Origin of the sequence: Micromonospora sp. DT68 (assembly GCF_049847245.1) — a bacterium.
Lineage (GTDB): Bacteria > Actinomycetota > Actinomycetes > Mycobacteriales > Micromonosporaceae > Micromonospora > Micromonospora profundi.
Map to the genome: position 1 here is coordinate 197,784 of NZ_JBNCNZ010000007.1, position 21,531 is coordinate 219,314.

The window sequence follows — 21,531 nt, forward strand, 5'->3', positions numbered from 1 at the left end:
CGCGGTCGAGGAACGTGAGGTGGCGCGACGGCTCCGCGCCCGCGTCACGTCAGGTGGTGCCGGCCCTGCGGTCGGTCAGGGTCGAGCCGCCGGTCGCGAGGCGCATGAGGTCAGTGTCGAAGTCGACCTCCTGCGGCTGGTCCGGTCGGGCGTTGCCGCCCCAGGTGTGCTGGTAGCGGTCCCATCCCTGCCCGGTGATGGCATTGCGGATCGAACTCGCGACGAGGGTCGCCAACTCGACGGCGGTGCGGTCGATCCGCCGGCCGAGTGTCGGGTCGGCCCAGTCCTCGGGGGCCGCGAACACCGAGGTCGGGACCGGCAGGGAACGCATGAACGCGAAGAGCGGACGCAGCTGGTCGTCGATCACAAGGGCATGGCGCGAGGTGCCCGCCGTCGCGGCGAGGGCGATCGGTGTGGCGATGAGCAGGTCGTTGTCGAGGATGTCGATGAAAGACTTGAGCAGACCGCTGATGCCGGCCTTGTAGACGGGCGTGGCGACGACTGCGCCGTCGGCCGCGGCCAGGGTCTGGATTGCGGTGAGGAGTTCGCCCTGTGGGTGGCCGCCGACGATCGCGTGGGCGATCTCACCGGCGAGCGGTCCCAGGTCGATGACGGCGACGGTGGCCGGGACGTGCTGGACGGTGAGCTGGTCGAGCGCCTTCTGGGCGATGCGGTCAGCGAGCCGACGCGACGACGAGGAAGTGCCGATGCCCGCGTTGACGACGACGATGCGGCGGGGCGGGGTGTCGCCGGCTTCGAGGGCCGAGGGGAGGGCGGTCATGAGGGTTCCTGACTGTCGTGCCGGGGCGGGCCCGGGTCGGCGCTGTCGACGATCTGCTGGGCGAGGGCGCGGAGCTGGACGAGCTGGTCCGGGGCGAGGGCCTCGGTCATGGCGGCCGTGACGGCGGCGGCGTGGCGGGCGCCGACGGCGCGCTGGAGTTCGACCCCCGCCTCGGTGAGCGTGAGCACGGAGGCGCGACGGTCGCGTGGATCGCAGTCCCGGCTGACGAGCCCGCGCTGGACGAGACGGCTGCACAGCCGCGACACCCCGGCCTGGGTCAGGAGAATGCCGCGGTTGATCTCGGTCATGCTCATGCCCTGAGGTGACTTCCTGAGGGTGTAGAGGACGTCGTACTCGTTGGGTGTGAGCTCGTGCCAGATGTCGTCGTCGGTGAACCGGCGGGCGAGGACGACCTGGGCCCGGAAGAGGGCTTCCCATGCCTCGTTAGCCAGGCGTGCCTCGGCGTTCACTTGATCACCGGGTAGACCGCGGGCGCGCTGGGGTCGCTGTCCTGGTACGGCGAGGTGCCTGTGACGTTGTCGCCCCGATTGGCGTTGGGGCGGGGCTGGCGCGGCGGCGTGTCGCCGTACTTCTGCCGTACCAGGCGCTCGTGGGTGGGGGCCTCGGCGGCGTGCGGGGATCGGCGGGAGGCGAACTCCTTGCGCAGCACGGGGACGACCTCCTCGCCGAGCAGGTCGAGCTGATCGAGGACGATCTTCAGAGGGAGGCCAGCGTGGTCCACCACCCAGAGCTGGCGCTGGTAGTCACCGAAGAGGTCGTGGAATTCGAGGGTCTTGTCGATGACCTGCTGCGGGCTGCCGACGCTGAGTGGGGTGCGCTCGGCATAGGTCTCCAACGAGATGCTGTGGTCGTAGACCGGGGCCTCGTCGAAGTACGGGCGGAACGTGCGGAAGGCGTCCTGGGAGTTACGGGCGAGGAAGACCTGACCGCCCAGGCCGACGATCGCCTGTTCCTCGGTGCCGTGGCCGTAGTGCGCGAAGCGCTTGCGGTAGAGGTTGACCAATGGCAGGAAGTGGCCGGTCGGCGCGAGGATGTTGTTGGCGAAGAAGCCGTTGCCGTAGTAGGCGGCCTGCTCGGCGATCTCGGGCGTCCGGATCGAGCCGTGCCAGACGAACGGTGGCACGTCGTCCAGCGGCCGAGGCGTCGAGGTGAAGCCCTGCAGGGCCGTGCGGTACGAGCCCTCCCAGTCCACGACATCCTCGCGCCACAGCCGGTGCAGCAGGTTGTAGTTCTCCAGAGCCAGAGGCAGTCCCTGACGGATGTCCTGACCGAACCAGGGGTAGACGGGCACCGTGTTTCCGCGGCCGAGTGTGAGGTCCAGCCGGCCCTTGGCCAGGTGCTGGACCATCGCGTACTCCTCGGCGATCCGCACCGGATCGTTCGTGGTGATCAGCGTGGTCGACGTCGAGAGGATGATCCGCTTGGTCAGCGCCGCGACGTGGGCCAGGAAAGCCGCCGGGGAGGAGGAGAAGAACGGCGGGTTGTGGTGCTCGCCGATCGCGAATACGTCCAGACCGACCTCCTCGGCCTTGACAGCGATCCGCGTCATGGCGTCGATGCGCTCCGCCTCGCTGACGGTGACGCCCGTGACCGGGTTTCGGGTGACGTCACTGACGGAGAAAATGCCGAACTGCATGGCGATGCCTTTCCGGTGCTGGTGAGGGTGTCCCTGGCCCGGCTCATTGAGGGTGCCGGGGCGGCGGTCAGGAGGCGCGGGGGCCGAGCAGTTCGGTGCGCAGCGCGTCGAGCTGCGCGTCGCTCTCGGTCGCGACGCGGCGCAGGATGTCCTCGGCGTCGTGCCCGACGGGGGCGCGGCTCGGGGCGGGCTGCTCGGTCGCCAGGCGGATGACCCACGCCGCGGCGTCCACGGCGGGCAGGCCGGAGCTCTGCATGCTGTTTAGCGCGTCCGCGAAGGCGGTGAAGTTCTCCCCGTAGAGGTCGGCCTGCTCCGGGGTGAAGGTCGCGGCGACGCGCTCCAGGGCTGCGGCGGTCTTGGCGGGGCCGCCGGTGAGCATGTTTCCGGCCTGGGCGATCACGACGTTGACGCCGAACGGGCGCAGTTCGTTGCGGTAGACGTCGGCGATCGCCTCGAGTGCCGCCTTCGTCGCGCTCGACGGTCCGTTGAACTGAAGCGGGAAGCGGCCGGTCATCGCGCCGATCAGCACGATGCGCCCGCGGGCGGCGCGCAGCAGCGGTAGGAAGGCGTTTGTCGCCGAGATGGTGCCGAAGACGTTGACGTCGAACTCCCGACGTACCTCGTCGATCGGCAGTGCCTCCAGCGGGCCGGGGGTGAGGATGCCGGCGTTGTTGACCAGGATGTCCAGGCCGTGGTCGCCCACGGCCTCACCGACCTCGTCCGCCCAGGTACGGACGGCCGCGTCGTCGGTGATGTCGACGACGCTCAGGATGATGCCCTGCTCGCCCGCCAGGCCAGCGGCCTCTTCTGCCGAGATGGCGGTCCCGTAGACCGTGTAGCCCAGTCCCGTGAACTGAAGGGCGAGTTCGCGTCCCAGGCCGCTTGCCGCGCCGGTGATGGCTACTGTCCGAAGCTCAGACATGATCCGTGTCCTCCGTGAGTGTCGTGCGCCCTGCGTCAGAGAGCGACGCACCCGACTCAACTTACATGACGAATCATGTATTCCAGTTGGTTCCGCGAACCCGGCAAGTGCTACAGGTCACTCTGACGAACTGCACCGACTGGTCGGTACATTTCCCCCGTGACTTCCTCCGTGACCTCGACCGGCGGGCCGGTGCTGTCGGCCCGCCGACGGTGGGCGGCGCTCGCTGTGCTGGCTGCTGCTGTGCTGCTGCTCGCCATCGACGGGACGGTGCTCTCGCTGGCGGTGCCCGCGTTGACAGCGAGCCTGGCACCCAGCGCGGAACAGGTTCTCTGGATCGGCGACATCTACTCGCTGACGCTTGCGGGCCTGCTCGTGCTCATGGGCAACCTGGCCGACCGGTTCGGGCGTAAGCGCATTCTGCTGATCGGGTCGGTGGCGTTCGGTGCGGCGTCGCTGCTTGCCGCGTTCGCCCCCAGCGCGCAGGCCCTGATCGGGGCGCGCCTGCTGCTCGGTGTGGCGGGCGCGACGCTGATGCCGTCCACGCTGTCGCTGATCCGCAACATCTTCCCCGACAGCGCCGAACGGACCCGGGCGATCGCGATCTGGTCCACAGCCTTCGGTGCGGGGTCGGCGATCGGGCCGCTCGTGGGCGGGTTCCTGCTCGAGCACTTCTGGTGGGGTTCGGTGTTCCTCATCAACGTACCCGTGATGATCCTCGTCGTGGTCTCCGGGTTTCTGCTGCTGCCGGAGTCACGCGATCCGCAACCGGGCCGCTTCGACGTGCCGTCCGCGGTGCTGTCAATGGCGACGATCGTGCCCATGGTGTACGCCATCAAGCACGTGGTCGGGGCTGGCGTCGACGGCGTGACGGTGTCGTGTGTGCTCGCCGGGCTGGTGGCAGGCGTGCTGTTCGTACGGCGTCAGCGGCGGCTGGAGCAGCCGATGCTCGACGTCGAGTTGTTCCGCAACGCGGCGTTCTCCGGGGCGGTCGTCGCCAACGTCATCTCCATCTTCGCGTTGGTGGGGCTGCTGTTCTTCTTCTCGCAGTACCTCCAGTTCGGGCGCGGGCTCCGCCCGCTTCAAGCAGGGCTCGCCGAGCTGCCCGCGACTCTGGCCTCGATCGTCGTCATCGCGATCATCGCGCAGGTCGTGGCCCGGCTCGGCCGGGGCCGGGCCATCGCGCTCGGACTGGGCCTGGCAGCCGCGGGACTGGCAGCGGTGGCGGCAGCCGCGCACGGGCCGTACCTGTGGCTAGGTCTGGCGCTCGTGCCCATCGGCCTCGGGATCGGGTTGGCGATGGCGCTGACCGGCGACGCCATCCTCTCGGCCGCGCCACCGCGCAAGGCCGGCTCCGTTTCGGCGATCACCGAGACCGCGAACGAACTCGGCGTGGTGCTCGGCATCGCGGTGCTGGGCTCCCTGCTGTCGCTTGTGTACCGCAGCAACGTGAGGGTGCCGGCCGGGCTGCCATCCGAGGACGCGGCGCGGGTCCGTGACTCACTGGGCTCGGCGCTTCAGGTGTTGCAACCGCAGGCCGCAGCCGGTGCGCGGGACGCGTTCATCACCGGCATGCAGGTCACCTCGCTTGTCGCTGCGGCGCTGACCCTTGCGGCGGCGGTGTTGGCCTGGACGCTGATCCCGTCGCCGCGCACGTCGCGACCGTCGGTACGGTGACGGCGTGGGACGCACTGCTGGCCGTTCACCGCAGGACACCCGACGGGCGCTGCTGGACGCGGCAGCGGACGCCGTACGCACCCGGGGGATCCACGCCTCCCTGGACGACATCGCCCGCTTCGCCGGCGTCTCGAAGGGCGGACTGATCTACCACTTCGCCAGCAAGGAGGAGCTGATCCTGGAACTGGCCCGGGATCAGCTCGCCGCCTTCCATGCCAGCATCGACGCGGCGCTGGACCCGTCGGACACCGCCCCCGGACGGCTGACCCGCGCCTACATCCGGGCGGCGGTGGCGCCCGACGACGACGCCGACGTACGCGAATCGTTGGCTCTGATCACCCAGCTCATGACGCTGCCGGCGGTCGCCGAACTCGCTCGAGCCGACGCGGAACAGTTGGACGCGGCGCTCGCCGCCGACGGGCTGCCCACCGACGTGCTGGCGCTTGTGGTGGCAGCGGCGGACGGAATGAGCACCGCGCCCCTGTGGGGTGCCTCGACGCAGAAGCCCGCCCGTCAACGGTTGGCGGAGCGGCTACTCCACCTGACCCGGCACCCACACCTGTGGGACACGATCACCCTGTGACGCCGCCGGGCCGGCGCGGGCTACGCCGTGGCGGCCGATCGGACGGACTGACCGATGGGGAACCGCACCCCGGTGAGATCTTCGGAGACGGCCCACAGCCGCTGCTGGACGGCTACGTCGTGCGACTGCGGGCTGGAGGTGACAAGTCGGGGGTGGCCCTTGATCTCGTTGAATCCGTCGGGACCGTAGTACTGGCCGCCGAGTGCGGCGGGGTCGGTGGCGGCGCGCAGGGTCGGCAATGCGCCCATCGCCGGCGACTGGAGGATCAGCGGTGCGAGCCGGGTGAGCGGAACTCGGAGGGCGGCGGGGATGTTGCGGGCCAGTTCGGTGCTGGAAACACCGGGGTGCGCTGCCATCGCGACTGTGGTGCCGTGGGTGGAAAGGCGGCGCTGCAACTCGTAGGTGAACATCAGGTTTGCCAGCTTGGACTGACCGTAGGCGCCGACCCGGCTGTACGACCGCTCCCACTGGAGGTCGTCGAAGTGGATGGCGGCCCGGATGCGGTGGCCGGCGCTGCTGACTGTCACCACGCGCGAGCCGGGCACCGGCAGCATCAGGTCCAGCAGCAGCCCGGTGAGCGCGAAGTGACCGAGGTGGTTGGTGCCGAACTGCATCTCGAAGCCGTCCCCTGTGGTCTGCCTCGGGGTGTACATCACGCCGGCGTTGTTGATCAGCAGGTCGATCCGGTCGAACCGGGACCGCAGCGCCGTCGCCGCGCTCCGGACGGATTCGAGCGAGGTCAGGTCAAGCGCCTGCACTGTCACGTCGCCGCTCATGCGGGCCACGGCCTGCTCGCCCTTCTCGACGTTGCGGACGGCGAGCACCACCGACGCTCCGTGCTCGGCCAGCGCCCTGGCGGTCTCGTATCCCAGGCCGGTGTTAGCTCCGGTCACCACCGCGACCCGCCCGCGTTGGTCGGGGATGTTGGCGGTCGTCCACTTCTCGCCCATGTCAGGCTCCCAACGTGTCTAACGTACCGAAGGTATCTTGTTCCGGCTACGCTAGAGTACCTACGGTACGTTGTCAACGTACCGCCGGTACCTAAGTTGGGTTGTGACAGAGTGACTTTCCAGCGGGCGCGAACCGAAGAGCAGCGGGAGATTCGCCGACGGGCGATCCTCGACGCGGCATCGGCGATGCTCGACGAGATGCCGGTGGCCGCTGTCACCCTCAACGAACTCAGCCGCCGGGTGGGCCTCGCGAAGCCGAACGTGCTGCGCTACTTCGAATCCCGCGAAGCGGTGTTGCTGGAACTGCTGAACCGCTATCTACAGGAGTGGCTGACGGACCTGGCGGGAGAGTTGGCCGCCGGCGTCGACGAGAACCTGCCAATGGCCGAGCGGGCGGCAGCGGTGGCCGAGATCCTCAGCCGTTCACTCTCCGGCCGAGTGGTGATGTGCGACCTCTTCGGCGCGCAGGTGAGCGTTCTGGAACACAACGTCTCCGTCGAGGTCGTGACGCGCTACAAGCGCGCCTCACTGGAGCGCCTGACAACCATGACCGCCTTGATCGAGAGGTGCCTACCGGAGCTGGGCGGCGACGCCACGCTGTTCAGCCTCCAGACAATGGTCATGGCCGGCGCGCTGTCGGCGTACAGCACACCCCCACCCAGCCTGCTGGCTGCGTACGAGGCCGCACCCGATCTGGCCCCGCTGCACCTGTCGATGAAGGACCACTTGAGGCAGGCCCTGACCGCGATCCTCCTGGGCGTGCTGCCTCGCGGCTGATCTGCGACGTGACGGCGCGTACTCCCGACGTTGAGTCGCCATGCCGACATCCGGGCATCCGTACCGGTCGTTCGTCGGGATAGCCGGGACACGCGCGCAAGATGGCGGCCCGGCTGCGTGAGTTCGGCCATGAGGTGGCGTACTACGAGAACGTCGAGGGAGGGCACGGCGCGGCGGCCAACAACGAGCAACGGGCCTTCGTCCGGGCGCTGATCTACGAGTTCCTGTGGCGGAAGCTGACCCGAACGGCAGCAGTCCCGCGTCAGATCTCGCCGGTGTCAGATCGGGTCCGGCGGTGAGGCTTAGGATCGGCGGCATGCCCCCCGCCCTCGACACTCTGCCGAAGATCGGTGCGCCAGCGACACGGGCCCTCAACAACGCCGGATATTCGACGTTGCGTGACCTGGCGGGGGTGCCGCGCGCCGACCTGGCCAAACTGCACGGCGTGGGCCCGAAGGCGCTCGGGATCATCCAGAGCGCGCTGGAGCAGCACAACCTGAGCCTGGGATAGTCCCCGGCCCGGCACCCTGCGGGCACCGGCGGCCGGGCGGGCGTCGTGTCCGCCGCCCGGCCCGGCCGTGGCTTGGAGCTACTGGTTCTGGTCCGGGACGATGTTGTGGTTCACGCGGAACATGTTCGTCGGGTCGTAGCTGCGCTTGGCCTCGACCAGCCGCTTGAGCGACTGCGGCGGGTAGGTCGCCGCGACCCCCTCCGCTGTGGCGTCGCCGTCGCCCAGGAAGTTCACGAACCGCCCGCCGGTGCTCCACGGCGCGATGGCGTCGACCACACCGGTCAGGAACTCCTTGAAGGCAGCGGCCTGGTCCGGAGCCCCGATGGCGACGGCGTAGAAGGTGAAGGCGGCGTCTCCGAGGTCGACAGCGTTCGTGGGCTCCGGGCGGCGGTCCAGAGCCCCGCCGAGACGGCGGATGTCCAGGATGGTCAGCGGGCTGTCACTGCCGGGGCCGGCCTTGGCGACGAGCGTGTCGACAAGCTCCGGGGTGAACTCCCGCAGCAACGCCGAGCGGTCCACGATCGGGATCGGGCTCGTCGGGTCTGCGTGGATCGAGGCCACCTCGCTGTAGGGCATGTCAGCCACCGAGTCGATGAGCGTCGGGCCGATCGCGCGCAGCGGGGCGACCAGCCGCTCGCCCTCCTCCGCCGGGCCGACGTAGGCGATCCGCACGTGCACCACCAGCCGACCGCGGAGCGGCTCGGGCACCTCGGGGATCGGCGGCAGCTGCAACAACGCGACCGACGAGTTCATTTCGTCCGGCAGGCCGGCGGTCCACCGCCCCCACGTCTTGAGCACCTCGGACGCCTGCTCGCCCGAGAAGAAGAGCCCACCGCCGTAGATCCGGCTGACCGGGAAGAGTGCGAACTCCAGCGCCGTGACCACGCCGAAGTTGCCCTTGCCGCCGCGCAGCGCCCAGAACAACTCCGGCTCGTCGGTCGCGTTCACAGTGCGCAGCTCACCGTCCGCGGTGACGACCTCGATCAGGCGTACGTGGTCGGCGGCGAAACCGAATGTGCGCCCGATCGGGCTCAAACCACCGCCGAGCGTGTAGCCGACCGCGCCGACCGTCGGAGCCGCTCCGTTGATGGGCGCCAGTCCGTGCTTGGCCGCCGCCGCGACGACCTGGTGCCACCGGACGCCGGCCTCGACCCGGGCCGTACGTGCCTCGGCGTCGATGGTGACAGCGTCCATCCGCCGGGTCGTGATCAGGAGCGCTCCGGCCGAGGAGAGCGCGTTGTGGCCGGTCGCCATCACCGCGACCGGCAGGTTCTGCGTGGCGGCGAAGCGGACAGCGGCCTGGACGTCTGCGGCGTTGGCGGCGCCGACCACGAGCTTCGGCTGCTGCGGGACGGCGAGGTTGTACGACTCGCACTCGACGTCGTATCCCTCGTCGCTGGGGAACAGGACCGGTCCGACCGTCTGGGCGGTGAGCGGTGCGACGGCACCCTCCCCGCGCGGGGTGTCGCCCTGAGCTGGATTGTTGATCGAGGTCATCGAGTCTTCGCCTTCCGCCGAATTGGGACGTGCCTACCTGGACAGATGCGGTCTCGCGCCGTCAGTTCAGAAATGCGGTTTGTCTGAGAGCTGGTTCACACCGTCGGTGACGTGCTGGCCTCGACGGTGTCGAATCTCTTTGTCCGCTTCGGTTCCGTCATGAGGTGGCCTTCCCGGCAGGAGCAAGATCGTGTCGACCGGCCGCGGGGAAACACGTAAACCTCCGGGTCCCGCCGCTTGCCCAGATCGAGGCAGGTCAATAGATTGAATGCGGGCGCCGCCGGGGCTTCGGGTGACTGGGCCGTCGGTGGCTGACAGGTCCACCCGAGCCGGGCAATGAGGTCGTACGCGCCGACCGGTCGCTGTGGCGCATCGCCGCTCCACATCACAAGCGCATCGCCGCGCCGCATCCCCAGCGCATCGCCGCGCCCACACCCACGCGTGCTGTCGCGCCGCATCCCCAGCGTGGTGGCGCGCCGCGTCCACGCAGGGCGGGCGCCGCTGCGCCGCCTCCGTTCCGTTCGATGACAGAAGGACCCTTCATGACGATTTATCGCGCCCGGCCCGCACCGACCCTTGCGGTCGTCGTCGCACTGGCCGCCGCCGTGACCGCGACAGGTATGGCAGTGCTCGCAGGCCCGGCCACTGCCGCCCAGGGCTGCCGGGTCGACTACACGCCCAACCAGTGGCCCGGCGGATTCACCGCAAACATCAAGGTTTCCCCGGGCGACACCGCCGTCTCCAGCTGGACCGTCACCTGGACGTACGCGGGGGACGAGCGGGTCACCAACGGCTGGAACGCCACGGTCAGTCAGAGCGGGTCGACAGTGACAGCCCGCAACATGTCGTACAACGGCAGCATTTCCGCCGGTGGATCCACCGAGTTCGGCGTACAGGGCACGTTCGGCTCCAGCGGCGGCACACCGACCGGGTTCAGCCTCAACGGCGTACCGTGCAACGGCGCCGGGCCGACCCCGACCACCGCGCCGCCGACCACGGCCCCGCCGCCGACGACGCCTCCGCCCACCACGCCGCCCCCGACCACGGCCCCGCCGCCCACGACGCCTCCGCCCACCACGCCGCCGCCGACGACCCCGCCGCCTGTCGGGTGCGCCGGGGCGGTGCTCTGCGACGGCTTCGAGAACCAGACCGGCTCGACGCCGTCCGGCGACTGGACCGTGGTGAGCCCGGACTGTTCCGGCTCCGGCACGGCCACCATCGACACGACCACAGCGCACAGCGGCAGCCGGTCGGTCCGGATCAACGGTGCCGCCGGGTACTGCAACCACGTCTTTGTCAGGTCCACGGCGAACCTCGGCAGTGTCGGCAGCGTCCGGTACGCCCGGATCTGGGTGCGGCACACAACCGCCCAACCCACCGAGCACACCACGATGCTGGCGATGACCGACGCCGCCGACGGCAACAAGGACCTGCGGCTGGGCGGCCAGAACGGCGCACTTCAGTGGAACCGCGCCTCCGACGACGCGACACTGCCCGAGCAGAGCCCGGCCGGGGTGGCGCAGAGCGTGCCGCTGCCCGTCAACAGGTGGACCTGCGTGGAGTTCATGGTCGACGGCTCGGCCGGTCAGCTCCGTACCTGGCTGGACGGCACCGCCGTCACCGGTCTGACCGCGGACGGCGTACCGACCCACGACATCGACGGTCAGTGGTACAACCGCACCTGGCGACCGCAGCTCACCGACCTGAAGCTGGGCTGGGAGAGCTACGGCGGCGGAGCCGACACCCTCTGGTACGACGATGTCGCGGTCGGGTCCAGCCGGATCGGCTGCTGACCGTTTCAGGCGACGCGGACGCCGATCCGTGTACCGGTGGCTGCGCTCTTTCACCCAGTGAAAGAGCCAGTCCCGGCGGTGGGGAGCGCGCGGGATGATGCGGCTTCATCGACGTCCGTTCAGGGAGGTCCTGTCGCATGACGTTCGCGCGCAACCAGTGGTACGTGGCGGCCTACGGCAGCGAGGTCGGGCGGAACCTGCTCGCCCGCACGGTGCTCGGTGAGCCGCTGGTGCTGTATCGCACCGGTGCCGGCGAGGCGGTGGCGCTCGCCGACCGGTGCGTACACCGGCGCTTCCCGCTGTCGGAGAGCCGCCTCGACGGCGACACGATCGTCTGCGGCTACCACGGTTTCACCTACGATCCGACGGGAGCGTGTGTCTTCGTACCCGGTCAACAGCGGATCCCGCGGACCGCGCGGGTCGCCTCGTACCCGGTGGTGGAGCAGGATTCCCTGATCTGGGTCTGGATCGGTGACCGGGAGCGGGCCGAACCGGCGGCCATTCCCCGCGCCCCGTGGTTGGCCGACCCCCGGTACGCGGTGGTGCGGGGGATGGCGCCGCTGAACGCGCGGTACGGCCTGCTCGTGGACAACCTCCTGGACCTGTCCCACGAGACCTACCTGCACGGCGGCTACATCGGCACGCCGGAGGTGGCGAACACCCCGATCACCACAGAGGTCGACGAGGACCGGGGCGTCGTCTACGTGAGCCGGCACATGGACGACGCCGAGTGCCCACCGTTCTACGCGCGCTCGACAGGCATCGAGGGTCGGATCACCCGGTGGCAGGACATCGAGTACCACCCGCCCTGCCTCTATCTGCTGCACAGCCGGATCGCGCCGCAGGGCGTCCTCCCACCCGCCGAGGGAGAGGACAGCGAAGCGTTCCACGCCGAGATCGTGTACGCGATCACGCCGTCGACCGAGAACACCACGTACGACTTCTGGGCTGTGGCGCGCGACTTCGCGATCGACGACGAGTCGGTGAGCGAGTACCTGCACCAGAGCAACCACACGGTGGTCATGCAGGACGTGACGGCGCTCAACATCCTGGAGCAGGTGATCTCGACCGAGCCGGACCGGTACCAGGAGCTGAGCATCAACATCGACACCGGTGGGCTCGCCGCGCGGCGCCTGCTGGCCCGGATGGTCGAATCGGGGACGGTGGGAGCGGCGCGGTGAGCGTCCCAGCCGGCGCGCGTGCCGGGGATCGGGTCTACCGGATCCACTGGGTGCCGGGCACCGACACCCTGCGGGGGATCTGCCACTGCGGCGCCGAGCGCGTCGCCGAGGAGCCTGTCGAGTTGTGGGAGTGGCTGCTCGCCCATCCGCAGGGCCATCGGATCGAGACCGTACCGGCACCCGCCCCGCCGAGCAGGATGGCGGTGCGGGCGTGACCGACGACCTCGCCGGGACGGAGTTGGTGGTCGCCAGCCGGGACCAGGTGGCGGCGGAGGTGGTCGAGGTCGGCCTGTGCCGTCCGGGCGGCGGTGACCTGCCCGAGTGGACGCCAGGGGCGCACGTCGACCTGGAGTTGAACGGCGGACTGGTACGCCAGTACTCCCTCTGTGGCGATCCGGCGGACCGGAGCGCCCTGCGGATCGCCGTGCAGCGCGAGCCCTCCGGGCGGGGCGGCTCGCGGCTGGCGCACGAGCGGCTCACCGTCGGCGCGCACGTCCGGGTGCGCGGGCCCCGCAACACCTTCCCGCTCGTCGCGGCGCGGCGCTACCTCTTCGTGGCCGGCGGCATCGGCATCACGCCGATCAGACCCATGGTCGCGGCGGCCGACGCCGCCGGTGCCGACTGGAAACTCGTGTACGGGGGACGCAGCCGCGCCACGATGGCCTTCGCGGCAGCCTTGCGGGAGAAGTACGGCGACCGGGTGAGCCTGCACCCGCAGGACGAGTGCGGGTTGCTCGACCTGGCCGGATTGCTCGGCCGGCCCGACACCGGGCTCGTCTACTGCTGTGGGCCGGAGTCACTGATCAGGGCGGTGGAGGAGCACTGCCGCGGCTGGCCGCCCGGCTGCCTGCACGTCGAGCGCTTCACCCCGCTGGAGGTAACCGGCGGGCAGGAGACGGCGATCGAGGTCGAACTCGCGCTCTCCGGGCGGACGGTGACGGTGCCGCCGGGCACACCGATCCTCCAGGCGGTGGAGGAGGCCGGGGTGCAGGTCCTGTCGTCCTGCCGGGAGGGCACCTGCGGCACCTGCGAGACTCCGGTGCTCGCCGGTACGCCGGAGCACCGCGACAGCCTGCTCACCGAGCAGGAGCGGGCCGCCGGGGACACCATGATGATCTGCGTTTCCCGGGCCCGTACGCCCCGGCTCGTGCTGGAGCTGTGACCGGCCGGCGCGGGCGGGGATGATTGCGGGATGCGGGCGCAGCCGGGGCGGTCGGTGACGAGCAAGGTGCTGGCGCTGCTCGGCGCGTTCGGTCCCGCGAGTGCGGCGCTGACACTGAGCGAGCTGGCCCGCCGCACCGGATTGCCACTGTCCACTGTGCACCGCCGGGCCGCCGAACTCGTCGAGTGGGGGGCGCTGGAGCGCGGCGACGACGGGCGTTACCGGATCGGCCTGCGGCTGTGGGAGGTGGGCTCGCTCGCCCCGCGCGGTCTGGGGTTGCGGGAGCTGGCCCTTCCGGTCATGGAGGACCTGTACGAGGTGACCCACGAGAACGTCCAGCTCGCCGTCCGGCAGGACCTCGAACTCGTCTTCATCGAACGGATCGCCGGACGGCACGCGGTGCCAGTGCTCACCCGGGTCGGCGGCCGGTTCGCGCTGCACGCCACAGGCGTCGGGCTGGTCCTGCTCGCGCACGCGCCAGTCGACGTGCAGGAGCAGGTGCTGGCCGCGCCGCTGGAGCGGTACACCGACCTGACGATCACCGACCCGGTGCGGCTGCGTCGCTGTCTGGCCGAGGTGCGGCGGGCCGGGTACGCGGTGAGCGATCGTCAGGTCACCATGGACGCCCTCTCGGTGGCCGCTCCGATCCGCGCGCCGGAGGGTGTGGTGGCGGCGCTCTCGCTGGTGGTCGCCCAGGACCGGGCCGATCCGGTGGCGCTTGCCCCACTGGTCCAGGCAGCGGGCCGGGCGCTGTCGCGGGCGCTTGGCGGCTCAGGCGCGGGTCTGGTGTAGACATACTGCAAATCGTTGACGCCCGATCAAATTCTGCATAACGTTGCCCCATGTCACTTGCCGGCAAAGTCGCGATCGTCACTGGTTCCGGGCGGGGTCTCGGCCTCGCCTACGCGCGGGAGCTGGCCCGGCGGGGCGCGTCCGTCGTGGTGAACGACGTCGACGCCGAGGTCACCACGGCCGCCGTGGAGGCGATCCAGGCCGCCGGCGGCCGAGCCGTCGCAGTGGTCGCACCGGTCGGCCCGACCGAGACCGCCAAGGCGCTCGTCAGCACTGCTGTCGAGCACTTCGGGCGGCTGGACATCCTCGTCACCAACGCCGGGGTCCTCCGCGACACCGTGCTGTGGAAGATGAGCGACGACGACTTCGACACCGTCGTCAACGTGCACCTGCGCGGCACCTTCACCACAGTGCGCGAGGCGGCGCAACACATGCGGCAGGCCGGCGAGGGCGGCCGGATCATCTGCATCGGGTCACCCACGGGGCAGCGGGGCAACTTCGGCCAGACCAACTACGCCGCCGCCAAAGCGGGCATCGTCGGCATGGTCCGCACCTGGGCGCTCGAACTCAAACGCGCGGGCATCACCGCCAACGCTGTCGTTCCGGTCGCCGCGACCGCGATGACCGCCACCGTCCCCTACTTCGCCGCAGCAGTGCGGGCCGATGCCAACGGCGAGCCCATGCCCACCTTCTTCCGGCAGGAACTCGGGTTCGGCACCGCGGACGACGTGGCCGGGCTCATCGCCTTCCTCGGCTCCGACGCGGCGGCGTCGGTGACCGGCCAGGTGATCGGTGTGGGAGGCGACCGCATCCAGATCTGGACCCACCCCGAGCCGGCGCTCTCCGCCCACCGCGAGGGCGGCTGGACCTACGAGGCGCTGGAAGAGGCCTGGCCGACGACGTTCGCCGGGGCCACACAGAGCGTCGGTGAGCACTTCCCCGAACTCCCCGAGGAGTTCAAGCCCGCGACCGACTGACCCGCCCGACGAGGCCGTGCGACGAGGCCCGCCCGACGAAGGTTGCCGCCCATGTACCAGCCCGCGATCGACCTCGACACCGTCACCGCCATCGACATGCACGTGCACATCGAGGTCGACGACCACGGTCACAGCTCACTGCCCGAGCCGCTCGTGGCGGCCGTGTCGGCGTACTTCCGGACGGACGGGCCACGACCTGCCGTCGACGCGGTGGCGCAGTACTACCGCGAGCGCAGCATGGCCGCAGTGGTCTTCACAGTGGACGCGCGGACGCAACTGAGGCACCAGCCGCTGTCCAGCGCCGACATCGCCCGCGCGGCAGCCGAGCACGCCGACGTGCTCATCCCCTTCGGGTCGGTGGACCCACGCACCGGCGAAGCGGCAGTCGAACTCGCCACCCGGCTGATCGAGGAGGAGGGCGTACGCGGCTTCAAGTTCCACCCCACAGTGCAGGGCTTCGACCCCAGCCACGACGAGTACGCGCCGCTGTGGAGCCTCCTTGAGCGGGCGGGCGTTCCGGCGCTCTTCCACACCGGGCAGACCGGCATCGGGGCTGGCACACCGGGCGGCTACGGCCTGCGGCTCGGCCTGTCGAACCCGATGCTGCTCGACCCGATCGCGGCGGACTTCCCCGACCTGCAGATCATCATGGCCCACCCGTCGGTGCCCTGGCAGGACGAGGCCCTGTCGGTGGCCACGCACAAGCACAACACGTGGATCGACCTGTCCGGCTGGAGCCCGAAATACTTCCCGGCCGAGCTGGTGCGCTACGCCAACTCGGTGCTGAAGCGACGGGTGCTCTTCGGCACCGACTACCCACTGCTCACCCCCGACCGGTGGCTGCGCGACGTGGCAACCACCGACCTCAAGCCGGACGTGCTCCCGGGCATCCTGAAGGACAACGCGGCGCGGCTGCTGGGTCTTGCCCGGGAACGACGAGAGGAAGCGCCATGACGACGACAATCACCTACGACCAGCTCGCCCACCTCGGCGGCACCGACCTCGGCCACAGCGAATACCGGACTGTCACCCAGGACCAGGTGAACCTGTTCGCCGACGCCACCGACGACCACCAGTGGATCCACGTCGACCCCGAGCGGGCCAAGTCCGGGCCGTTCGGCGCACCGATCGCCCACGGTTTCCTCACCCTCTCGCTGGCAGTGCCGTTCTGGACCGAGCTGCTCGAGGTCAAAGGCGTGTCCACGAAGGTGAACTACGGCCTGGACAAGGTGCGCTTCCCCGCGCCGGTAGTGGTCGGGTCGCGGGTGCGCATGCAGGCGACGGTCGTCGAGGTCGTCGAGGTCCGCGGCGGCTACCAGCTTGTCGTCGACCAGACGATCGAGATCGAGGGTGGCACCAAGCCCGCCGTCGTGGCGCGAGGGCTGTACCGCTTCTACGCCTGAACCCGGGCGTGCACCGAGCTGCGTGAGCACACCACCTCCACCACCAGGAGACTGCTGATGCACGAGCACGGAATCGGCGCGTGGATGGCCAAGCGCCGCCTCAAGTCCCCGGACAAGGTCGCCCTCATCCACGGCGAGGGGGCGACCATGACGTACGGGCAGTTCACCGACGGCGTGGACCGCATCTCGGCTGTGCTGCGGGAGCGAGGCGTCGGCAAGGGCGACGCCGTCGCCTACCTCGGCGAGAACAGCCCGGACCTCCTCCAGACGATGTTCGGGGCGGCGCAGATCGGGGCCGTCTTCGTGCCTGTCAACACCCGGCTGGCACCACCGGAGATGGCCTACATCCTCGGCGACTGCGGCGCGCGGGTGCTGATCCACGACCCGGACTTCACGGCGCCGGTGGCCTCCGCCGCGCCGGCCGCCGGGACCCCGCACGTCGTCGTCACCGGCGAGGGCACGGCGACCAGCCCGGGGCTCGCCGATCTGGCGCGGGCAGCTGACGGGTTCACCGACCATGCCGTCACCACCCACCAGGATCCAGCGGCAATCGTCTACACCTCGGGCACGACCGGCCGGGCCAAGGGGGCAGTGCTGACCCATGGCAACCTCACCTGGGTCGCGCTCAACTGCGTTGTCGACTACGACGTCGTCTCGACCGACGTCGCGCTCATGATCTCGCCGCTGTTCCATGTCGCCTCGCTCGGCATGGGCGCCCTCCCCGTCATCCTCAAGGGCGCCACGATGGTCCTGGAGAAGAACTTCGAGCCGGGCCGCGCCCTCGCGCAGATCGAGCGGCACGGTGTCACGATGCTCAGCGGCGTGCCGACCACCTACCAGCTGATCGCCGACCATCCCGCCTGGGCCCGCACCGACCTGTCGACGCTTGCCAAGCTCACCTGCGGAGGCTCGGCCGTGCCGGCCCGCATCCTCAACGCGTACGAGGCGCGGGGCCTGTCGTTCTCGCAGGGCTACGGCATGACCGAGGCCGCACCGGGTGCGACAGCGCTGCCACCGGCGATGACCCGCGCCAAGCAGGGCAGCGTCGGCCTGCCGCACTTCTTCACCGACGTACGAATCACCGACGGCACCGGTGCCGTGGTGCCCACCGGCGTCGTCGGTGAGATCGAGATAGCCGGGCCCAACGTCTTCCCCGGCTACCACGGGCTCCCGGAGGCGACCGCCGAGGCGTTCACCTCCGACGGGTGGTTCCGCTCGGGCGACCTGGGCCATCTGGACGACGACGGCTACCTCTACATCTCCGGTCGCCTCAAAGACATGATCATCTCGGGGGGCGAGAACATCTACCCGGCCGAACTCGAACACCTGCTCGGCGAGATCGACGGCGTCACCTCGGCGGCGGTCATCGGCGTGCAGGACGACCGCTGGGGGGAGGTGCCGTGGGCCATCCTAACCGTACGGGAGGGGGTGTCTCTGGACACCGACGCGGTACGGGCTGCTCTCGACGGCAGGATCGCGCGCTACAAGCTGCCGAAGAACGTCGTCATCGTGGACGAGTTGCCGCGGACCGCCTCGGGGAAGGTGCGGAAGGCTGACCTGAGGGCCCGCTTCGGCGCCTAGCCGTCGGACGGGCGGCGACGAGTTCGGCGAACTCCGCTGCGGACGCTTCGGCCAGCCTGTCGTGCATCCGGCGGTAGGTCTCCGCCGACCGGGTGGCTGGCCACTGTGCGTCCATGAACTCGGCCGGCAGTCTCGGGTCGGCGCGCAGCAGCGCCAGCCAGTCGGCCACCAGCATCGTGCGCACTGTCAGGGCGCTCAGTGCCATTGTCGCGGCGGCCGGGTCGTCCCACACCTCGATGAACGCGAGGTGTGCGCGCCGGATCGCCTCGATGTCCCAGGCGGCGCGCACGCTCTCGGCGATCGGAAACCCGGCGAGCTCGCGGGCGTGGAAGGCGACGACGGCGTTGGGCGCGAGATCCTGCTGGAGCGGCTCCAGCGACCCGGCGAGGTCGACCTCTCCGGGTGCCAGCCAGAGCCCGTCGCGCAGCGGCGCGAAGCCTTCCCAGGTGAGGATCGAGCGCAGCCGGTGCCGCAGCGTCCGCTGGCCCTCGGGGATCGAGAAGGTGACGAGGGTCCACCCGCTGCCCTGTGGGTCGAACGGCCGTGGGCCACGTACGCGGTCCGTCGCCTCGCGGAGCACAGCGGCCCCGTGCTCGGTCAGCGAGAACAGCGTCTCCCGACCACTTCTGGTGCGCGCCAGGATGCCGCTGTGCACGAGACGGTCGAGGGTCGCACGGGTCGCCGGTGCCGCGACGTCGGCGCCCTCCAGCACGCTGATCAGGGCGCTCGCCCGGATCGGTCCCGTGGCGTTGTCGACGACATGCTCACCGAAGAAGGCGAGCAGCAGTTGTTTCGGCTGCCGACTACCCACGGCCCTCCCTCCGACGAAGCCGTTGCCCTGGCGCGATCACGACGTGGCCCCCGGTGCCACAGCCTGCCCGCGCTTGGCCCGCTGGATCTGGTCGTAGACGTGCGTCCGCAGTTGCGTGAAACGGGGTAGGGCGCGGGTGGTGATCTGATCGCGCTCCGGCGGCAGATCGACCGTGAGATCCTCTTGGATCCAGGTCGGCGACTTGGACAATGCTAGAACGCGCTGACCGAGATACACCGACTCGTCGATGTCGTGCGTGACGAAGAGGACCGATATCTCGCGGCTGGTGTGCAGCTCACGCACCAGGTCCTCCAGGTCCGCCCGGGTCTGCGCGTCCACCGCGGCGAACGGCTCGTCCATGATCAGGATCTCCGGCTGGTAGGCGAGGGCCCGGGCGATTGCCACGCGCTGCTGCATCCCGCCGGAGAGCTGCCACGGGTGGCTGCGGGCGGCGTGCGCCAGACCCACCGCGTCGAGCGCGTCGACGACCAGTTGGTTGCGCTGCGTCCGGGAGAGCTTCTTGTGCCGCAGCGGGAGCTCGACGTTGCCGCGCACCGTCAGCCACGGATAGAGGCTGCGGCCGTACTCCTGGAACACGACGGCCATGGCGGGGCTCGGCCCCGTTACCGGTGAGCCGTCCATCTCGACCACGCCACTTGTCGGCCGCAGCAGGCCGGCGAGGCACTTCAACAGGGTGGTCTTGCCGCAGCCGGACGGCCCGACGATGCAGACGAGCTGACCGGCTTCCATCGTGAAGCTGATGTCCCCGATCGCCTCGACGTCGCCTGTCGTCGACTCGTAGACCTTTCGCAGGTGCTCCACCCGCAGCAGGGTGCTCCGGTCAGGCACGGTTGACCTCCCTGATTCCGTGGTACCAGCGCAGGACGCGCCGTTCTACGAGTCCGAAAACTACGGCGAGCAGGATGCCGACGAGACCGAGCAGGAGGATGCCGCTCCACATCTCGGCGATGAGGTAGTTGCGCTGGAAGTAGGCGATCCGGTAGCCGAGTCCGGAGGACGACGCGAACATCTCGGAGATCACCATCAGGATGAGCGCTACCGAGAGGGCCTGGCGGACCCCGGCCATGATGCGCGGGCTGGCGGCCGGGAGTACGAGGAACCAGAGCCGTTCCCACCAGGTGACCTGGAACGAGTCGGCGGTCTCCTTCATGACGCTGTCAGTGGCCCGGACGCCTTCGATCGTGTTCAACAGGATCGGCCAGACCGCGCCGGAGACGATGACGACAACCTTCATGGTGTCCGTGATGCCCAGCAGGAGCATGGCCACGGGGATCAGCACCGGCGGCGGGATGGCCCGGACGAACTCCAGCAGAGGTTCGAGGAGTTCGCGCAACCATTGGGCCAGGCCGATGACGGTGCCGGCGGCGATGCCGAGCACTACCGACGCGGCGACGCCGAGGCCGAGGCGGGCGAGGCTCGGCACCACGTCCTCCACGAACGCGGGGCCCACCCACGTGTCCAGGAACGCCCGGGCGATCGTCAACGGGTCGGGAAAGAACCCGCTCGTCGCCCTCGTCGACGCCAGCCCCCAGATCACCAGGAGCAGCATCGGTAGCCCGAACGCGTTGAGCAGGCTCACCACGAGGCGGGATCCGACGGTGCGGCCGCGCGGCGTCGCGGCGATCCGACCGGTGTACGCGGTCACAGCACCTCCTCCCCTCGTACGGACTGGTGCCAGGACAGCACCCGACGCTCGACGAACCGGAAGACGAGGTTCACCAGCAGCCCGAGCAGGCCGGTGACCACGACGAGGGCGTAGAGGCCGGTGGCGTCTCCGGCGGACCGGGACAGCTCGATCATGCGCCCGAGACCGGGGTTGCCGATCACCATCTCCGCCGTGATGGCGAGGATGAGCGCGACCGCCGCCGCGAGCCGCAGGCCCGTCATGAGGTACGGCAGGGTGGTCGGCAGCACGAGGTGCGTCAACTGTTCGCGCCGGGTCAGGCCGAAACTGCGGGCGGTGTCCCGGGCGACCGCGTCGACGTCGGCGACGCCATAGATCACCTGAACGAACACCTGCCAGAACGACGCGTAGATGATGACGACGAGGGCGGCCCGCATCTGGATGCCGAACATCAGGACGGCGAGTGGAATGAGGGCGACCGACGGGATCGGTCGTAGGAACTCGACAACCGTGTGGGTCGCGCGCCGCAGGAACGGCACCAGGCCGACGATCGTGCCGAGGACGACCGCGGCGACCGTCGCCACCGTCAGGCCGATCGCCCAGGACGTCATGGTGCTGCCCAGTCGCCGCCAGAAGGCGAGGTCGACGATCTGCTCGACAAGTCGCGCCAGCACGTCGGTCACGTACGGCAGATACTGCGGGTTGATCAGACCCAGCGTCGGGACCATCTGCCAGACGACGAGGAACCCGGCCAGGCCGGCGACGCCCAGTGACGCCTTGCGTAACGTGCGCAGACGTCGGGCGGAATGGACGCGCATGTCACCTCCGGTG

General features: G+C 69.9%; 24 protein-coding genes. 14 read left to right on the forward strand and 10 right to left on the reverse strand.

What is annotated here, in order from left to right; all coding sequences use genetic code 11:
- Nucleotides 1-49 precede the first annotated feature (49 nt).
- The 4 genes from ACPXB1_RS15530 to ACPXB1_RS15545 all read right to left on the reverse strand — a co-directional run bounded on the left by ACPXB1_RS15530 (nucleotide 50) and on the right by ACPXB1_RS15545 (nucleotide 3,360).
- Nucleotides 50-781, reverse strand: a complete 732-nt coding sequence (locus ACPXB1_RS15530) for a CE1759 family FMN reductase (protein ID WP_355596291.1) — start codon at nucleotides 779-781, stop codon at nucleotides 50-52.
- Nucleotides 778-1,251 (reverse strand): MarR family winged helix-turn-helix transcriptional regulator, encoded by a 474-nt coding sequence (locus ACPXB1_RS15535; RefSeq protein WP_355596289.1) that lies wholly within the window; start codon nucleotides 1,249-1,251, stop codon nucleotides 778-780. Before ACPXB1_RS15535 ends, ACPXB1_RS15530 begins: the two co-directional genes overlap by 4 nt.
- Nucleotides 1,248-2,438 carry a CE1758 family FMN-dependent luciferase-like monooxygenase gene (locus tag ACPXB1_RS15540; RefSeq protein ID WP_355596287.1) on the reverse strand — a complete coding sequence of 397 codons (1,191 nt, stop codon included), beginning with the start codon at nucleotides 2,436-2,438 and terminating at the stop codon, nucleotides 1,248-1,250. Before ACPXB1_RS15540 ends, ACPXB1_RS15535 begins: the two co-directional genes overlap by 4 nt.
- 67 nt (nucleotides 2,439-2,505) lie before the next feature.
- Nucleotides 2,506-3,360: an SDR family NAD(P)-dependent oxidoreductase gene (locus ACPXB1_RS15545; RefSeq protein ID WP_425735449.1), complete on the reverse strand. Its 855-nt coding sequence runs from the start codon at nucleotides 3,358-3,360 to the stop codon at nucleotides 2,506-2,508.
- 159 nt (nucleotides 3,361-3,519) lie between these two features.
- Here ACPXB1_RS15545 and ACPXB1_RS15550 point away from each other — a divergent pair, with 159 nt between their 5' ends.
- A complete protein-coding gene (locus tag ACPXB1_RS15550) occupies nucleotides 3,520-5,037 on the forward strand; it encodes an MFS transporter (protein ID WP_425735450.1) in 1,518 nt (505 codons plus the stop codon).
- 4 nt (nucleotides 5,038-5,041) lie between these two features.
- Nucleotides 5,042-5,620, forward strand: coding sequence for a TetR/AcrR family transcriptional regulator (locus ACPXB1_RS15555; RefSeq protein ID WP_355596281.1), 579 nt, complete (start codon nucleotides 5,042-5,044; stop codon nucleotides 5,618-5,620).
- A 20-nt stretch (nucleotides 5,621-5,640) separates the two neighbouring features.
- On the opposite strand, the gene ACPXB1_RS15560 is transcribed toward ACPXB1_RS15555, so the two are convergent.
- Complete coding sequence (locus ACPXB1_RS15560; RefSeq protein ID WP_355596279.1) at nucleotides 5,641-6,570, reverse strand: SDR family NAD(P)-dependent oxidoreductase; 930 nt, start codon at nucleotides 6,568-6,570, stop codon at nucleotides 5,641-5,643.
- Nucleotides 6,571-6,681: 111 nt separating this feature from the next.
- On the opposite strand from ACPXB1_RS15560, the gene ACPXB1_RS15565 reads away from it, so the two are divergent.
- From ACPXB1_RS15565 to ACPXB1_RS15575, 3 genes are all read left to right on the forward strand, one after another.
- On the forward strand, nucleotides 6,682-7,347 hold the full coding sequence (locus tag ACPXB1_RS15565) for a TetR/AcrR family transcriptional regulator (protein ID WP_355596277.1): 666 nt from the start codon (nucleotides 6,682-6,684) through the stop codon (nucleotides 7,345-7,347).
- A 101-nt stretch (nucleotides 7,348-7,448) separates the two neighbouring features.
- Nucleotides 7,449-7,646, forward strand: a complete 198-nt coding sequence (locus ACPXB1_RS15570; RefSeq protein ID WP_355596275.1) for a hypothetical protein — start codon at nucleotides 7,449-7,451, stop codon at nucleotides 7,644-7,646.
- Between the two features lie 17 nt (nucleotides 7,647-7,663).
- The gene (locus ACPXB1_RS15575) at nucleotides 7,664-7,858 is read left to right on the forward strand and encodes a helix-hairpin-helix domain-containing protein (protein ID WP_355628737.1); all 195 of its coding nucleotides are present in this window, start codon (nucleotides 7,664-7,666) and stop codon (nucleotides 7,856-7,858) included.
- A 78-nt stretch (nucleotides 7,859-7,936) separates the two neighbouring features.
- Here ACPXB1_RS15575 and ACPXB1_RS15580 read toward each other — a convergent pair whose 3' ends face one another.
- Nucleotides 7,937-9,355 carry an FAD-binding oxidoreductase gene (locus ACPXB1_RS15580; protein WP_355628740.1) on the reverse strand — a complete coding sequence of 473 codons (1,419 nt, stop codon included), beginning with the start codon at nucleotides 9,353-9,355 and terminating at the stop codon, nucleotides 7,937-7,939.
- 542 nt (nucleotides 9,356-9,897) lie between these two features.
- Here ACPXB1_RS15580 and ACPXB1_RS15585 point away from each other — a divergent pair.
- The 9 genes from ACPXB1_RS15585 (at nucleotide 9,898) to ACPXB1_RS15625 (ending at nucleotide 18,244) form a co-directional block, all read left to right on the forward strand.
- Entirely contained in the window at nucleotides 9,898-11,148 is a 1,251-nt protein-coding gene (locus tag ACPXB1_RS15585; RefSeq protein ID WP_355628742.1) for a cellulose-binding domain-containing protein, read from the forward strand.
- A 137-nt stretch (nucleotides 11,149-11,285) separates the two neighbouring features.
- Entirely contained in the window at nucleotides 11,286-12,329 is a 1,044-nt protein-coding gene (locus ACPXB1_RS15590; RefSeq protein ID WP_425735451.1) for a Rieske 2Fe-2S domain-containing protein, read from the forward strand.
- A complete protein-coding gene (locus tag ACPXB1_RS15595) occupies nucleotides 12,326-12,544 on the forward strand; it encodes a hypothetical protein (RefSeq protein WP_425735452.1) in 219 nt (72 codons plus the stop codon). Before ACPXB1_RS15590 ends, ACPXB1_RS15595 begins: the two co-directional genes overlap by 4 nt.
- Entirely contained in the window at nucleotides 12,541-13,491 is a 951-nt protein-coding gene (locus tag ACPXB1_RS15600; RefSeq protein ID WP_425735453.1) for a PDR/VanB family oxidoreductase, read from the forward strand. Before ACPXB1_RS15595 ends, ACPXB1_RS15600 begins: the two co-directional genes overlap by 4 nt.
- Before the next feature lie 30 nt (nucleotides 13,492-13,521).
- Nucleotides 13,522-14,283: an IclR family transcriptional regulator gene (locus ACPXB1_RS15605; RefSeq protein ID WP_425735454.1), complete on the forward strand. Its 762-nt coding sequence runs from the start codon at nucleotides 13,522-13,524 to the stop codon at nucleotides 14,281-14,283.
- A gap of 50 nt (nucleotides 14,284-14,333) precedes the next feature.
- Nucleotides 14,334-15,260 carry an SDR family oxidoreductase gene (locus ACPXB1_RS15610; RefSeq protein ID WP_355596259.1) on the forward strand — a complete coding sequence of 309 codons (927 nt, stop codon included), beginning with the start codon at nucleotides 14,334-14,336 and terminating at the stop codon, nucleotides 15,258-15,260.
- Nucleotides 15,261-15,311: 51 nt separating this feature from the next.
- The gene (locus ACPXB1_RS15615; RefSeq protein WP_355596257.1) at nucleotides 15,312-16,214 is read left to right on the forward strand and encodes an amidohydrolase family protein; all 903 of its coding nucleotides are present in this window, start codon (nucleotides 15,312-15,314) and stop codon (nucleotides 16,212-16,214) included.
- Nucleotides 16,211-16,663 carry a MaoC family dehydratase gene (locus ACPXB1_RS15620; protein WP_355596255.1) on the forward strand — a complete coding sequence of 151 codons (453 nt, stop codon included), beginning with the start codon at nucleotides 16,211-16,213 and terminating at the stop codon, nucleotides 16,661-16,663. Before ACPXB1_RS15615 ends, ACPXB1_RS15620 begins: the two co-directional genes overlap by 4 nt.
- A gap of 57 nt (nucleotides 16,664-16,720) precedes the next feature.
- The gene (locus tag ACPXB1_RS15625) at nucleotides 16,721-18,244 is read left to right on the forward strand and encodes an acyl-CoA synthetase (protein ID WP_355596253.1); all 1,524 of its coding nucleotides are present in this window, start codon (nucleotides 16,721-16,723) and stop codon (nucleotides 18,242-18,244) included.
- Here ACPXB1_RS15625 and ACPXB1_RS15630 read toward each other — a convergent pair.
- Genes ACPXB1_RS15630 through ACPXB1_RS15645 form a run of 4 tightly spaced genes read right to left on the reverse strand, consistent with a single transcriptional unit; the run spans nucleotide 18,168 to nucleotide 21,518 of the window.
- Nucleotides 18,168-19,055, reverse strand: a complete 888-nt coding sequence (locus ACPXB1_RS15630; protein ID WP_355596251.1) for a PaaX family transcriptional regulator — start codon at nucleotides 19,053-19,055, stop codon at nucleotides 18,168-18,170. The two genes, ACPXB1_RS15625 and ACPXB1_RS15630, sit on opposite strands and share 77 nt — an antisense overlap.
- Nucleotides 19,056-19,091: 36 nt before the next feature.
- Nucleotides 19,092-19,904, reverse strand: coding sequence for an ABC transporter ATP-binding protein (locus ACPXB1_RS15635; protein ID WP_425735455.1), 813 nt, complete (start codon nucleotides 19,902-19,904; stop codon nucleotides 19,092-19,094).
- Nucleotides 19,897-20,721 (reverse strand): ABC transporter permease, encoded by an 825-nt coding sequence (locus ACPXB1_RS15640; RefSeq protein WP_355596247.1) that lies wholly within the window; start codon nucleotides 20,719-20,721, stop codon nucleotides 19,897-19,899. Before ACPXB1_RS15640 ends, ACPXB1_RS15635 begins: the two co-directional genes overlap by 8 nt.
- The gene (locus tag ACPXB1_RS15645; protein ID WP_355628750.1) at nucleotides 20,718-21,518 is read right to left on the reverse strand and encodes an ABC transporter permease; all 801 of its coding nucleotides are present in this window, start codon (nucleotides 21,516-21,518) and stop codon (nucleotides 20,718-20,720) included. Before ACPXB1_RS15645 ends, ACPXB1_RS15640 begins: the two co-directional genes overlap by 4 nt.
- Nucleotides 21,519-21,531 lie beyond the last annotated feature (13 nt).

Coding starts and splice junctions, on each gene's coding strand:
- ACPXB1_RS15560 (WP_355596279.1), bottom strand. CDS start 6,570: ATGGGCGAGAAGTGGACGACCGCCAACATCCCCGACCAACGCGGGCGG.
- ACPXB1_RS15645 (WP_355628750.1), bottom strand. CDS start 21,518: ATGCGCGTCCATTCCGCCCGACGTCTGCGCACGTTACGCAAGGCGTCA.
- ACPXB1_RS15530 (WP_355596291.1), bottom strand. CDS start 781: ATGACCGCCCTCCCCTCGGCCCTCGAAGCCGGCGACACCCCGCCCCGC.
- ACPXB1_RS15610 (WP_355596259.1), top strand. CDS start 14,334: ATGTCACTTGCCGGCAAAGTCGCGATCGTCACTGGTTCCGGGCGGGGT.
- ACPXB1_RS15570 (WP_355596275.1), top strand. CDS start 7,449: ATGGCGGCCCGGCTGCGTGAGTTCGGCCATGAGGTGGCGTACTACGAG.
- ACPXB1_RS15540 (WP_355596287.1), bottom strand. CDS start 2,438: ATGCAGTTCGGCATTTTCTCCGTCAGTGACGTCACCCGAAACCCGGTC.
- ACPXB1_RS15580 (WP_355628740.1), bottom strand. CDS start 9,355: ATGACCTCGATCAACAATCCAGCTCAGGGCGACACCCCGCGCGGGGAG.
- ACPXB1_RS15620 (WP_355596255.1), top strand. CDS start 16,211: ATGACGACGACAATCACCTACGACCAGCTCGCCCACCTCGGCGGCACC.
- ACPXB1_RS15590 (WP_425735451.1), top strand. CDS start 11,286: ATGACGTTCGCGCGCAACCAGTGGTACGTGGCGGCCTACGGCAGCGAG.
- ACPXB1_RS15575 (WP_355628737.1), top strand. CDS start 7,664: ATGCCCCCCGCCCTCGACACTCTGCCGAAGATCGGTGCGCCAGCGACA.
- ACPXB1_RS15605 (WP_425735454.1), top strand. CDS start 13,522: ATGCGGGCGCAGCCGGGGCGGTCGGTGACGAGCAAGGTGCTGGCGCTG.
- ACPXB1_RS15625 (WP_355596253.1), top strand. CDS start 16,721: ATGCACGAGCACGGAATCGGCGCGTGGATGGCCAAGCGCCGCCTCAAG.
- ACPXB1_RS15615 (WP_355596257.1), top strand. CDS start 15,312: ATGTACCAGCCCGCGATCGACCTCGACACCGTCACCGCCATCGACATG.
- ACPXB1_RS15585 (WP_355628742.1), top strand. CDS start 9,898: ATGACGATTTATCGCGCCCGGCCCGCACCGACCCTTGCGGTCGTCGTC.
- ACPXB1_RS15545 (WP_425735449.1), bottom strand. CDS start 3,360: ATGTCTGAGCTTCGGACAGTAGCCATCACCGGCGCGGCAAGCGGCCTG.